The organism is Chryseobacterium aahli, from assembly GCF_022699665.1.
GTDB lineage: Bacteria > Bacteroidota > Bacteroidia > Flavobacteriales > Weeksellaceae > Chryseobacterium > Chryseobacterium aahli.
This window is the reverse complement of sequence record NZ_JALDNB010000002.1, coordinates 586417-600649: the sequence shown is the minus strand read 5'-3', so window position 1 is coordinate 600649 and position 14233 is coordinate 586417. Positions and strand designations below refer to the sequence as shown.

At 35.6% G+C, this 14233-nt stretch carries 13 protein-coding genes; 10 read left to right on the top strand and 3 right to left on the bottom strand.

Going from position 1 to position 14233, the window contains the following annotated elements:
• Window positions 1-152 precede the first annotated feature (152 nt).
• The 3 genes from MQX03_RS04915 to MQX03_RS04905 form a co-directional block, all read right to left on the bottom strand.
• The gene (locus tag MQX03_RS04915) at window positions 153-938 is read right to left on the bottom strand and encodes a CPBP family intramembrane glutamic endopeptidase (protein ID WP_242801890.1); all 786 of its coding nucleotides are present in this window, start codon (window positions 936-938) and stop codon (window positions 153-155) included.
• 77 nt (window positions 939-1015) lie between these two features.
• Window positions 1016-1939 carry a LytTR family DNA-binding domain-containing protein gene (locus MQX03_RS04910; RefSeq protein WP_242801889.1) on the bottom strand — a complete coding sequence of 308 codons (924 nt, stop codon included), beginning with the start codon at window positions 1937-1939 and terminating at the stop codon, window positions 1016-1018.
• Between the two features lie 659 nt (window positions 1940-2598).
• The gene (locus MQX03_RS04905) at window positions 2599-4941 is read right to left on the bottom strand and encodes an outer membrane beta-barrel family protein (protein WP_242801888.1); all 2343 of its coding nucleotides are present in this window, start codon (window positions 4939-4941) and stop codon (window positions 2599-2601) included.
• Between the two features lie 982 nt (window positions 4942-5923).
• Between MQX03_RS04905 and MQX03_RS04900 the strand changes: the two genes are divergently transcribed.
• The 10 genes from MQX03_RS04900 (at window position 5924) to MQX03_RS04855 (ending at window position 14230) form a co-directional block, all read left to right on the top strand.
• Complete coding sequence (locus MQX03_RS04900; protein WP_242801887.1) at window positions 5924-6424, top strand: JAB domain-containing protein; 501 nt, start codon at window positions 5924-5926, stop codon at window positions 6422-6424.
• Between the two features lie 262 nt (window positions 6425-6686).
• The gene (locus tag MQX03_RS04895; RefSeq protein WP_242801886.1) at window positions 6687-7049 is read left to right on the top strand and encodes a hypothetical protein; all 363 of its coding nucleotides are present in this window, start codon (window positions 6687-6689) and stop codon (window positions 7047-7049) included.
• Between the two features lie 56 nt (window positions 7050-7105).
• Entirely contained in the window at window positions 7106-7351 is a 246-nt protein-coding gene (locus MQX03_RS04890) for a hypothetical protein (protein WP_242801885.1), read from the top strand.
• Window positions 7352-7543: 192 nt separating this feature from the next.
• Entirely contained in the window at window positions 7544-8386 is an 843-nt protein-coding gene (locus MQX03_RS04885; protein WP_242801884.1) for a DUF3945 domain-containing protein, read from the top strand.
• A 764-nt stretch (window positions 8387-9150) separates the two neighbouring features.
• A complete protein-coding gene (locus MQX03_RS04880) occupies window positions 9151-9726 on the top strand; it encodes a TerD family protein (RefSeq protein ID WP_162086725.1) in 576 nt (191 codons plus the stop codon).
• 5 nt (window positions 9727-9731) lie between these two features.
• Window positions 9732-10406 (top strand): TerD family protein, encoded by a 675-nt coding sequence (locus MQX03_RS04875; protein ID WP_242801883.1) that lies wholly within the window; start codon window positions 9732-9734, stop codon window positions 10404-10406.
• Window positions 10407-10413: 7 nt separating this feature from the next.
• Window positions 10414-11052, top strand: coding sequence for a vWA domain-containing protein (locus MQX03_RS04870; protein WP_242801882.1), 639 nt, complete (start codon window positions 10414-10416; stop codon window positions 11050-11052).
• Between the two features lie 2 nt (window positions 11053-11054).
• Window positions 11055-11693, top strand: a complete 639-nt coding sequence (locus MQX03_RS04865; RefSeq protein WP_242801881.1) for a vWA domain-containing protein — start codon at window positions 11055-11057, stop codon at window positions 11691-11693.
• Between the two features lie 11 nt (window positions 11694-11704).
• Window positions 11705-12748 carry a TerY-C metal binding domain-containing protein gene (locus tag MQX03_RS04860; protein WP_242801880.1) on the top strand — a complete coding sequence of 348 codons (1044 nt, stop codon included), beginning with the start codon at window positions 11705-11707 and terminating at the stop codon, window positions 12746-12748.
• Window positions 12749-14230 carry a PP2C family serine/threonine-protein phosphatase gene (locus MQX03_RS04855; RefSeq protein WP_242801879.1) on the top strand — a complete coding sequence of 494 codons (1482 nt, stop codon included), beginning with the start codon at window positions 12749-12751 and terminating at the stop codon, window positions 14228-14230.
• Window positions 14231-14233: the final 3 nt, after the last annotated feature.

Genomic DNA, 14233 nt, shown 5'->3' with positions numbered 1-14233 from the left:
AATTATAAAACGAGTAATATTTAGTTTTTTTTAAGTAGGTACTTTCAAGTATATAATCTCCATAAAGTTTTCTAAAATTTCCATAAAGAATTTGAGGCAGGAACAGCATAGTTTACTACTAAGGTAATGATGATAATAGCTCTGAGGCACTGCTATTCATCTTTAGGCTTTATCCAAATAGTTTTTTTTGTGACTTCCAGTGAGACCTTATTTCTTCTCTTATGAAAAATGGTGATGCCTATTGCGATGAACAAGCTTAAAAACCTGAAAATGTTTGAATACATCCCTCCGATAGCAGAATCGTCAATATTAAAGATCAGCCAATAAAGATTCATCAGGCAGTGCATAAAGATTGCCGTCCACAAATTAAAATTCCATTCCGCATAGATCCACGAGAAGAATATAGAACCTAAAAATGTAATAGCAAATACTCCTAAAATTTCCATAAGATCAGTGGCCTGGTAAAGATGTGCCATACCGAAAAGCAGTGATCCCAAGAAAACAGAAGGTAAAAATCCTAATCTTGTACATCGGTACAGAATACCAAACAGAAATGCTCTGTATATGATCTCTTCAAAAAATGCAGAAGAAATGGTATTGATGATGACTGTATTTAAAGACAGGTTTGTATTTAAACTGAATTTTATCGGGAATGCTATTAGCAAAGGTAGTGTGCAAAGAAAGGCAAATCCAAAACCTTTTGTTAAACTAGCGGATAATCCGATCGCTTCAGGTACACTTTCCCCTTTTTTCTTTAAAAAGAAGACCGTGACCAAAAGAGGAATCAAAGTAATAAGGTATGCGATAATATGCCCTGCAGCTTTGGAGTTTGTGATAGAGGTGACTTCTTTTTGGAAATAAGAAAAACAGCTTTGATCGAAGTAAAAGTACGATCCAAATCCAAAAATAAAAACTAAAAAAAAATTAAACCTGTTCATAGTCGATGTTTTATGTTTGGTGTAAAAGTAGCATAAACAAGAACTAAGAATCTAATGATAGTGGCGGTTGACAAAGATTAGGGACGAATGGTAAGATCTTTTAGAATGGGCAGAACAGCGGGGATGAAGTTCCTCGATATGGTCAACTCATTGTTAAGATTGTCCAATGAAAGTTTATATCCTGAAGAGTTGCCTTTAGATCTGATCACTTTTGAGAGATTGACAATAAATGACCGGTGGGTCTGTCGTATAACATCAGTCTGAACCTGTTGCAGTAATTTCGATAGGGATATGCGGATCATTTCCTTTTCAGGACTATTATTCTTGTAAAAGTAAACGATGCAGTAGTTATCTGCTGCCTCAGCATAAATAAAATCGGTCTCAGGAATTTCCAGACTGTAATTCCCATATTCCGAAGTGATCCTTAATATAGAGGAAGTAGTAGCCAAAACCTCAAGATCTTTCTCCTCAGCAATATATTGAGACTTATTTCTATTCAGGACTGTTGCAGTTCGTAGGTTTGATCGCTCGGTAAAGTGAATGTATCTCCCCAATATAAAAACAATGATTACCGGAAAGAATAATGCTGACGTATAAACCAGCATATATAAGTAGTTTTCAAAAGACAGCCGGACCTTGCTCAGAATTAAAGCGTTGTAAAAATAAGATGCTACCGATGCGGTCAAAAGGATCAGAATGTTCTTGAAGATCTCCTCAGCCAAAGTCCATTCTTTTTTTTTGCTGAAAATGAATGCAAAGCTGCAAAACGATAAAAAACAAATGACAGCATAAGGGAAGAGCATCAAATATTTGTAGGAATGTTGAAAATCACTTGTTCCATAGGGCTGATACATGATCAGAAGAAGATAGACTGAGAGACCGGCCAAAAAAGATGTCAGTAAAAGCTCTCTAAATGTTTCATTGTTAGGAAAGGGAACTTTGCTGATCATCAAATGCTTGCTTAAATTCTTAAGACCTGTGATTGAAAAGTTTCTGGACATTGTTCTTTTTTCTTATTTCTAAAATGCAAATCAGTATTCGCAAAGCTACAGAATTTTCAACTGATTGCTTAAAGAAGTAAAAGCCTCATCGTCTAAATTTTACTTGCATTTCCTCCATTTCATTAATACCACTTTACAAATGACTTGATAGAACATTAAATATTAAATTGATAGTTGTCTGTTGATTTTTCTGTTCTATAAAGGCAGTAGATCCAAAAGATGTGCTACCTGTTATTGTATGATACTTTGCACAATTTCCAATGTTTCTTCTAAACAATCGTGGATATTGAGGACATCGGTATCCCAATCATCTTATCACATTCTTTCTTATTTACAAATGTATAACAGACACATCAAAGATCAACGATGATCCCATATGAGGCTACCTGATTTTCTATAGCAAACATATTCCCTAGTCACTGGGGAAAAAAATATTTTTTGGTATCTGGAATCAGAGATCCTATAACCTCCGCAAAAATATTTCAGGTTTACATCAATGTTCTTTTTTATTGCTTTAAAGGAATTGATGGCATTTTTCCTTGTACCTGCCTGAATGGTCATCTGCATAGAAACAGTCAGAAACCTCACATGATGCAATTTCAGTTCATTGAAATTTTGATCCTTATTACTTTAAAAAGATTTAACGCAAATTATAATTCTTAATTCGCTCTGTTCTTTTCCTCAAATTTCACATTTCGATCCTGTGCTTTTACTTTTTTATTTCCAAAATTGTAAGTTAAAGAAACTGTCAGGTTTTGTCCATCATAGTAATTGTTGAATGAGTGGATAGAATTCTGATAGTAGATCTCGCCGTGACTTTTCGCCTGACGGAAAATATCAGAAACATAGACATTCATCTGAAGATCTTTGTTCATCAGATTTACTTTTACGCCGGATGTGAAATTTCCGACAAAATAAGAGTAAACATTTCCCATATTTGAAGGCAAACGGAGCCAGTAATTCATAAAAAACTGAATTGTTTTGTCTTTTTTTAAAGCAAAACTATTCTGGAGGTTGAAAGTCGTGCTGTTTCCTTTTCTGGACGCAGCATCGGTCGCAAAAACCTGAGTTTGCATATGAGAGAAATCACCTGAGTAATTCACTTCCCAGAAATTGAATAAAGTATCGGAAAAACTCAAAGAAATTCCTGTACTGTTTTTATTGAAAAAATTATAGAAGTTGCTTGTCTTATTTTCTTCATCCAAAACTACGAGCTGGCTGAAAGCATCTAATTCTCTCTGAAAATACGCCGAGGCAGAAAATTTTCCTTTATACAGGTAAGAAAGTTCAAAATTATGATTAATAGAAGGATTTAAAGCCGGGTTTCCGGAATAGTAGGAATTAATATTCGTGTACCAGCGAAATGGATTGATAGCACGGAAACCCGGTCGGTTGATTCTTTTTGAGTAATTGATATTAAAAGTGTTATCATCATCGGCCTTGTATGATAGATAGACGGTGGGAAATAATTTACCATAAGAATTTTCTGTGTTCTGTCCGGTGTAGGCCGATGCACCGCTTACGGTAGAATATTCATATCTTAAGCCTGCTTTTACGGTCCATTTTTCAGCCAGTTCCTTTTCCAGGCTCATATATGCAGCATAATTCTTTTCTTTATAATTAAAAATATTGGTTCTCAGCGGATCTGTAATATAAGTTCCATTGATCAGATTTTGGTATTTGATGTCGGAATTGTTATCGAAACTGGTGAATTTGATTCCGGCTTCTGTCTTTGCAAATTCAAACGGAAGCGTGAGATCGGCCTGACCGGAATATATTTTGTAATTCAGTTCAGATGGTGTTTTTACGATAAAAGAATTCCCGAAATTGTCGTTCGTTGTGAAATCAATATTGCTTGCAGGCGTGTTGGAAAAATAATTTCCTGTAATGCTCACTTTGTTATCTCGCTTTCCGAATTTCAGGTCATAGTAGGCGGTTATGGTGTTGTTTTTATTTTTGGTGCGGTGTTCTGCGTAGGTAGACAGAGAGTTGGTATAGTTTCCATTTTGAAAATAATCTGAAGTGTTCGTTATATCCATCCCGGAGTTTCCCAGTCCGTAATCGTAGACCAATCCTATACTTGATCTTTTATTTAGCTGATAGTCCAAACTATAATTAAGACCTCCGCCGTTCCCGAAATCTCGCCTGTCATCTGAGCTTGCCATTCCGTCTGAACCTGCTATCTTATAGTTTTCATACGAGTGTTTCTGATTGTCGTATTGTCTCAACTTCAGTGATGACCTCAGTTTTTCACCTTGATAATTGACCGTCGCGGAATTGGAAAACCCGGCATATGTGGTCTGAAGAAAACTGGTTGTCAGGTTGCCATTCCAGCCCATGTTTTGGTTTTTCTTCAAAACAATATTAATCAGTCCGCTGTTTCCCTGGGCTTCATACTTGGATGGCGGTGCGGTGATGACCTCTATTTTTTCGATGTTTTCCGAACGAATACCTTTGAGGTAATTAATGAGCTCAGTTCCGGTAAGGTTGAGCATTCTGTCATTGATCATCACAGCGATCCCGCTTTTACCAACCATAGAGATTCCCGCATTTTCATCTACTTTGATCTGGGGTGTGTTATTAAGCGCTTCTATGCCGTCCATTCCCTGTGAGGCAACAGAATTGGCGATATTAAAGACCAATCTGTCTGCTTTTCTTTCGATCAATTTCTTTTTCGCCGTTACGGCAACGGCTTCGATCTCTTTTGCAGGGTTGTTTTCAAGAGCAAAATCGTGTTTTATACTTCCGTTGACAGTGATGTCATCTTTTGAAACTTCGATGCCGTCGAGAATGCAAACTATTTGATAAACTCCATTTTCAGGAAGTTTCAGAGCAAAATTTCCTTGTTCGTCGGAGATGGCAGTTTGTTTGAATTGATTTTTTACCGCAATGATTTCTGCATATGAAACCTGATTCCCTGATTGTGTGATCTTTCCTGTGATACTTTGTGAGAAAGCCAGGAAAGGGGTTATTAAAATAACTGAAAGCAATGTTTTCTTCATGATTCTATTAATAGTTCATTATTATGACAATCCTGAGCTATTTCTTGTTACATGCCACATTACCCTGTTTTTTTGATGTAATGGACTGCTGCTTCATTTTTGATAAAGGGAAAAGCTAATTGCATTTTCAAACAAATTAAAAACTGGGGATTGTTGATTGAAAAATGATATAAGCTGTAAATTCTTAGGTGGTAAAGTCGGTCAATCTGATGTCAAGCTTTGATATTCGAGTTTTAGACTTATCGTATTCTCTCTCAAATTCTTCCTATTGCCTTTCGTATTCTGTAGTATCTTGAATTGTTTAAATACCAAGAGGTTGATATTCAGATTGTAATCAATTTTTGATGCTATAGCAATTTGTATATGTATCGATATGTGCATCATTTCTATCAACTGAAGCTAAAGACGCAAAGATTGTGCGGGATTCAGAATGCTTAGACAACATCATTTAAAGTTTAAAACTTCTCCTATCATTCTTTTATTGATCGTTTCAGAAGCAGATCATATTTCAAGCTACCATCATTTCATATGAGGCTACCTGATTTTCTATAGCAAATATATTCCGTTTGCCCTGCGGAAAAAATTTTTTTTGGGTATCCGGAATCAGGGATTCCAAACCCTCCGCAAAAAGATTTCAAGCTTCCATCAGTGTTCTTTCTTATTGTTTTCAAGGAATTGATTGCAGTTTTCCTTGTGCCTGCCTGAATGGTTATCCGCATAGAAAAAGTCAGAAACCTCACAAGATGCAATTGCAGTTCATTGAAATTTAGATCATCCTTATTCTCTTGGTAAAAATCATTTTGTCAGATGTAATTACAAATCATTTCAAAGATGTAATCATAGGTATTTTATCGAATGATCCGATAAAGTAAAGAATAGAAAAGATCAAAATTTCCTTCAATCTGCAATTGACAGAATCGACAGGTTTTTAAAAATGTAAGTGCGGGAAAAACAGGTCTCCGCCGTACTCGGAGCGAACAACATGAAATTCAATATTGTGAACGAAATTAAATTGAGCTACTCAAGAAAAGGAAATTGCGAAAGGTCTATCTCGTCTTCGTGTGATGCAGTGGATATTTTCAGGGAACATTTTGATGCGGAGGAAATGGACTACAGGGAATCTTTCTTTGCACTGTATCTGAATCAGGCTAATAAAGTGTTAGGGATTAAGAAAATATCCGAATGCGGGATTTCTTCTACGTTAGTCGATGTTCGCATTGTAATGCAGGCGGCACTTCTTTGTAATGCTTCAGGGATTATTGTTGCTCATAATCATCCTTCGGGAAATCTGAATCCTTCTACTTGCGATATTAAAATGACGACCCAGATTAAAGAGGCTGCAAAAATTCTTAGTATGAATTTACTGGATCATGTGATTTTGACTTCGGATTCGCATTTTTCTTTTGCTGATGATGGAATGATAGGATATTTAACGGGATCATATCATTTTTACATCGGATTCGCAATTTTCGCTTGCAGATAATGGATAATGGATGATGGGATGTTGTAGGTGATTTTGACTTCAGATTCGCAACTTTCGTTTGCAGATAATAGGATGGTGTGATGATGTAATAATGCGATAATAGGAAATTGTAAGGGACTTAGAGATGAATTCTATGTTTTTTAGAGATACAATGAAATAATTTTTAACAGATGAAAAGTACATTGAAATTTGAGATTAAATCTCTGCTGTTTGGGATTATAATCCTAAAGGGAATATTGAGCAGGTTTTGTTTGCCAGGAAAATGGCGGAGTACGAAGGAATGCCGAATTGCAATCGGCTTGCTCGATTGATTTTTAGTGATGATACTTTGAATAACACATTGGCGGGAGCGGTTTCTATGGATGAGACTTTGGTTCTCGGTTATGAAGGATGGAACGACAGTATGTTGCATCTGTGTATCAAAAGTGGAAGAGGTGCGATCAGAATTGCAACGGGCAGTTTTCCAAGTCGGGAAATAGTGATGTGTGAGGATTACAATGAAGTAATACTTCAAAATAAACTTTCTGAGAAACAGATTGAAGAGATTTTTAATGAGTTGTGGAACAATATGGATTTGATTCAGCCTCAACCTCAACCTAAATATTTGTGGAAGAAGGAGATCTAAAATAATAATCAATCTAAAAAATAATAGAATTAAATAAATATCTAAAAATCATCATCATGAACAATATTGGAAACTATACAGCAAATTCAGAAGTGAGTACTTTATTGGTACTTCGTCACCGTACTCATTCCATTGGAATTGTACAGGGTGTTAATCAATATAGAAATTTGATAGACGCTAGACCAGACCGTAGCTCGGTTGATACGGTTATGAGGATTGATTCTTCAGCAGAATCTTTTATGGACTTCTATGCAGATTTTTATCATCAGCTTAAAAATCCTGCGGAGTATTCTTTTTTTTAAGTGAGGGAATACGAGGTGCAGGAAATACCCAGAGGTTTGCAGGAGTATATTGATGGTTCTTCGGATGTATAGGAGCAGGATTTAAAAGAGTTTGAAGTTTCTATTGAGACAGTAGATGCTATAAGAAATAAAAAGTATGCTGATAGGGAGTCTTCAATTGTGGAGAGTGGTTTTAATAATGAGTCATCGGTAATGAGTTATAGTTCTCAATATCGCTATCAGGTTGAAGATGTTCCGTGGGAATCGTTTGCTGAATTAGGTCTTGATCGGGAAAAGTTGGAAAGTATAGGAGCGTTGGATGCTCTGTTGAAAGGATATAAGACACCGATGTTGATTCCGATACCCCTGAGTGATGGATATGCAGCAAGTATGGTCGATGTAGGGTTGCAGTTGAGGTTGGATGATCATTGGGAAGAGGTCGTTCGTATTCACAGGGTTCTTGAGAGACCGGATTTTAAGGAAATGTTAATGGGGCATGAGTTTTCGAAGGAGGATGAGTTGAACTTGTTGAGGGCAGGGAATATGGGCAGGGTAGTTGGTCTTGTTGATCCATGGACAGGTGCGGTGATTCCTTCGTTGATCAGCATGGACAGGCTGACCAATGAATTGATTTCTTTGAGGTTGGAATTTGTGAGGATTTCTGCGGTGATTTGTGGGGTGACTTTGAATTTTGAACAGCTGAAGATTCTCCGTGATGGGAAACCTTTGTTTATTGAAAATATGCTGTCGAAGAAGGGAAGGCTTTTTTCTGCTACTGTGCAATTTAATGCGGATAAGCAGTGGATTGAGTTTTTATTTAAGAAGAATTTGAAAGGTTTTAATGGGAGAGTGGCACAAACTGATTTTGAAAAGCAAGTTCCTACTGTTTTTAGAGGGAAGTATCTTCGGAAATGGCAGATAGATAAGAAGGCAGGGGAGACGGCTTATATTAGTGGATTGGTGAATAAAAATGGTAATAAGTATCAGGGATATTTGAGTTTTGATAAGTCGATAAGGAAGATCGAATTTTCGTTTAAGAACCCGAAGAAAAAATAGGAAATTGATTTAAAGGTTTTGGGAATTTTAGAAATTGAATAGAAAGAATATTTATCAATTTTAATGTTTTTTAGAAAAATGCAGAGGCAGAAGGCTCTGCATTTTTTGTTTTTAAAATGTTTTATAGTAGGAATCGCTAGATTTTTATCCTTTTTCTCTAGCAAATCAAATCTTTTAAAAGGTTGCTGTACAACGGCAAGAAATGAAGTCTTTAGCGAAATAAATGTTTTTGATTGATTTTGGTTTTTTCGCTATTAAATGTTTATAAAAGATAGTTTAAGGGTTGTTTGTTCTAGATTTTTGTCTGAAATTATTGTAAATATTTCGAACAAAAATGGTTTAAAGATCTGGCGGGCAAAAATGCAATTCCTTCCTATAGTCGGAAGCGCATTTTTGCGGAATTGGAGCAACCCCATTTCTAAAACATTTCCCAGTCTTAGCTTTTCTATGTTTTTGAAAAAAAGTTGCACAAAATTTAATTAATAGATATGTCCTTTATCTATTGAAAGGCCATTGCTGGATTTTGAGGTTTTTCTTTTCAGTATTTATAAATTTCTACATTACGGATTCCCGTAAAAAAAATTCGATTTAAGAATCTACATTTGAAGTCTAATTATGAAGTTATTGTCAATATAACATCGAATTAAGAATAATTGTTCACATTTAATTGAAAAATATAAAAGTTATTGAAAATTAAATTATATTTAAAAAAAATTACTAAATAAAAATAACCGGAAATAAATCAAATTAAAAACATTTACAACATGGCAATTAATTTACAAAAAGGTCAAAAAATTGACATCGGACTTAACAAGCTGACAATTGGATTAGGGTGGGATCCTAATGAAGGTACAGGGTTCGAATTTGATCTAGATGCTTCAGCATTTATGATAGATGAACAAAGACAGATTCCTTCTGAACCATTTTTTGTTTTTTACGGAAACACTGATTCACCTGATGGTTCATTAAGGCACACAGGAGATGATCCGACAGGAGGAAACAGTGCAGATGGCGATGATGAAAGCATAGAAGTAGATCTTTCAAAAGTAGATCCTAGAATTAATGAAATTCTTATTGTAGTAACAATCCATGATGCTAATGATCGCAAACAAAACTATGGACAGGTACGTAATTCATACATCAGAATTGTAGATGACAGTAATGGTCAGGAAGTTGCAAAATACGAGCTTGGAGAGGATTTTTCTATTGAAACTGCAGTGGAATTTGGACGACTTTACAAAAGAAATAATCAATGGAAATTCGAAGCTTCAGGAATTGGATATCGTGAGGATCTAGCATTTTTCTTATCAAAATATTACAAGGGACAAATCATAAAATAATAAAGATGGCAATAAATTTACAGAAAGGTCAGACGATTGATCTAAGAAAAAATGATAAGGGAGAAAGTATTTACGACCTTTCACAAGTTACAATCGGTTTGGGATGGGATGTTCGTCAAAAACAAAGTGGTTTTTTAGGGAAATTATTTGGCGGAAAAGAAGAAGAATATGATTTGGATGCTATTGCGTTTCTCCTTGATGCCAATGGTAAAGTTGCAGATCTTGGAAGAACAGCATCTGTGTCGGGCAGAAATGTAGCTTTGTATGGAGGTGATGTAATCTATTTCAATTCAATGAGGCATCCTAGCGGAAATATCTGGCTTACAGGAGATAATAGAACAGGTGCGGGAGACGGTGATGATGAACAGATTATTGTACAATTAGACAAATTAGATCAAAAATATCAGAAAATATTATTTGTAGTTACGATTTATCAAGGAAGAAAAAATAATCAGCATTTCGGAATGGTTGAAAATGCTTTCATTCGCGCTGTAGACTCTAGAGGAAAAGAGATTACCAAGTACAGTTTATCCGGAGATGCATCTATGAACGGAATGTGTTCAATGGTTTTTGCTGAAGCTTACAGGCATAATGGAGACTGGAAATTCCGTGCGCTTGGAGAGGCTAATCAGACTGATAACTTCGTGGATATTTTAGCCAAGTATGCTTATAACAAATAATTAAATAATGAGAAGATTACCCGTATATTTATTGTTAGACACTTCCGGTTCAATGACCGGAGAGCCTATCGAAGCAGTTAAAAATGGAGTTCAGATGATGCTGCATTCGCTTCGTCAAAACCCTCAAGCTATTGAAACTGCCTACGTGAGCATTATTACTTTTGACAGCGAGGCTAAGCAAATTGTTCCTCTTACCGATTTGGCTTCATTTCAAATGGTAGATATCAAGGCTTCAAGTACCACTTCATTAGGTGCTGCGCTCAGTTTGCTTGCTGATAAATTAAGCACAGAAATTACAAAAACAACGCTTGATCAAAAAGGAGACTGGAAACCGATGACTTTCATCATGACCGATGGTGTGCCAACAGACGACTGGCAAAGCGGATTTGCAAAATTAAAATCTGTAAATAAAGGTTTAATTGTGGGTTGTGCGGTGGGAAGCGGTGCTGACGATAAAATTTTAAAACAAATTACAGAATCTGTAATCAGATTGGATAATGCTGATTCTGAAAGCATCAGCAAGTTTTTTCAATGGGTGACTGATTCAATTTCTACAACTTCAACCAAAGTGGAAGAGTCTGGAAAAGAAGTAACCGGATTGGATCAACTTCCACCTCCGCCATCGGAGTTAGTAATCGTTGCATAATTATGAACAGAAGATTATTAGCCTATTTTTTATTAGACACTTCCGGATCGATGAGAGGTGAACCAATCGCTGCCTTGAATAATGGGTTCAATGGTTTGGTGAGCATGCTTCGTTCAGATCCGCAGGCTATGGATTCTCTGCACATTAGCGTTATTACTTTTGACAGAGATGCGAGCAATATTGTTCCACTGACAGATCTGGCAAGTTTTCATCCTGTAGAAATTAAATGCCCTGAAAGTGGTCCAACACACACTGGTCTAGCTTTAGAATTAGTCGCTGATTTAGTTAAAAAAGAATTAATTAAAGGTACAGCAGACAGAAAAGGAGACTGGAAGCCGCTCTTATTTATTTTTACTGATGGAAAACCATCAGACAAGCTCAGATATAAAGAAAATATTTCAAAAATAAAAGCTTTGGATTTTGGAGTAATCGTAGGATGCGCTGCCGGACCGGATGCGAAGATTGATGATTTAATGGAGCTCACAGACAATGTGGTAAAACTGGATAATATTGATGCTAATACATTAACCACCTTTTTCCAATGGGTAAGTTCATCTATTGAAATGGGAAGCAAAACTCAGGGAACAGGGGAAAGCATGACTTTACCGCCGCCGCCAAGTGAATTGAATATTATTGTTTAAAAACTAAAAACATGAGAAGATTACCAATTTATTTCCTCATCGATGTATCAGAATCGATGGTGGGAGAACCTATAGAGCAAGTTCAGGAAGGAATTGCATCCATCATTAAAGAATTAAAAACAGATCCTTACGCTTTAGAAACTGTTTGGGTTTCCATTATTGGTTTTGCCGGAAAAAGCAAAATAATCACTCCATTGCAGGATGTTATTACATTTTATCCTCCGAAAATACCGATAGGGAGCGGAACTTCTCTTTCTAAAGGCTTGGAAGAACTGATGAATTCTATCGATAGAGACATTGTAAAAACGACTTACGAAAGAAAAGGAGACTGGAAACCTGTCATCTTTTTATTTACAGATGGTATCCCAACCGATGATTCTACAAAAGCGATTGACAGATGGAACGCAGATTACCGCACGAAATCTAACTTAATTGTCATTTCAATTGGTGACAATACGAATGTGAATCTTTTAGGCAAGTTATCTGATCAGGTTTTAATGTTTAATAATACGGATAGTAATTCCTACAAAGAATTTTTCAAATGGGTAACCGCTTCGATAAGAGCTACAAGTGAAAATATCAACAATAATAATGCGGATGGAATTAATTTGAGCAAGTCGAATCCTGAACTGATTGAAAAGATTGATTTAAGCAAAAGCTATTCTGTACCCGACAATAATTTTGTTGTTCTGAATGGAAAATGTTCTACGAATGACAAATTATATTTATTAAAATTTAAAAAATCACTGGAGGAATCAAGAGTTCCAGGTTTTGATACGAGATTTTATAAAATTGAAGGAGCTTATAAAATTGATGAGAATTCCTACAGAGAATTTTCGGAAGGGGCTTCTAACACGAATAAAATATCAAGTGAGGAAATCTACGGAAATCCTAGCTGCCCGTCGTGTGGAAATGGATTTGCGCTGGCAACTTGTGTTTGTGGAGGTATTCACTGTATTCAGGGTGATGGTGTTGCGAAATGTCCATGGTGTGGAAACGCAGGTTCATACGGTATGGCTGAAGGAGGTTTTGACATCAATAGAACTTTAGGTTAGATGAAAAGTTTACTACAGGATGTATTAAAAGAACATCAAATTGAAAGTAATAAAATAGTTGACATCACTATTGAAAAGCTTACAGATAACGCAAAAATTTATGATTTATCAAAATCAATAAAAAATCTAAAGTCACAAATATTACAAATTTTTACAATGTATAAAGAGAAAGAAGAATTCAGAGATAGCTATTTTACTGTTCCTAATGCGAATGTCAAAAAGGAATATAGCTACACTTTTGATCTTTCAGCTCATCCTTCTATCACTATCAAAGAAATAAGAAATCTTGATTCTGTAGGATTGCAGTTTAATTCAGAAAATTTATCTATTCAGGGCACTCCAACACATGCTAATACGATCGAAATTCAAATTGTCTTTGTCAGTAAAAGCGATGAAAATTTGCATGAAGAAATCAAAACGATTCCGTTTATTGTAAATGCAGATCCGAAAGATTTGTGGCTCAACAAACCGAGTCCACAAGACAGTAGATTTCCAAAGGAGGATAATATTACTTTTAAGTCAACATTTTTAGACAAAAAAATCGTGGTTGCATCCAAAAGAGGAAGATCTCATGCACATGAAGGTACTTTTAGAGATGATGATTTTTTAGTTAAAAATTTACCAGATGACTGGGCAATTGTAGCATTGGCAGACGGTGCCGGATCAGCCAGATTTGCCCGTGCCGGATCTCAGTTTGCTACAGATTTTATCGTTAAAAGTTTTGATAATGAATCTCTGTTAAATAAATTATCAGAAGCGGTTACTGTATATTTCTCTGACGAAATAACTTTATCTGAAAATGATGATGAAAGACAAAAAAATGCGTCGGAAGCTCAAATTTCGGAGGAACAAAACAACTCAGAAAATTCACTTGATCAAGTTTCGGAAGAAGACAAAAAAATAAAAAGTAAAAGTTTTATTATTAATTCATTATATCAAAATGTAAAAAACTTACACAATCAGTTGGCGGTTTTTGCTACTGAAGAAGGAGTGTTATTAAAAGATTTGCATACAACATTGATATTTTCTTTGGTTAAAAAAAATGATTTAGGCTACGTCGTTTTAAGTTTTGGCGTTGGAGACTGCCCTATTAATGTGATTGATCAAGAAAATACGAAAGTTCAGTTGCTTAATTTTCTGGATGTCGGAGAAAGCAGCGGCGCAACCCGTTTTATTACAATGCCTGAAATTTTCAGCAAACCGGAAATCATGGTTAATCGGTTTAAAATCAATTGTTTTGCAGACTTTTCCAAATTATTTCTGATGACCGATGGAATTTACGATCCGAAATTTGTTGTAGAAAGCAAGCTGGAAAATCTTGAGACATGGAAGAACTTTCTAAGAGATTTAAATGGTGAAAATGAAGATAAAGCGAAAGTTGATTTCGTTGAAGATTCAGATGTCGAAAATCAATTATCCACGTGGATGGATTTTTGGAGTAAGGGCAATCATGACGATAGAACATTAGCTGTAATTTATTAAAAA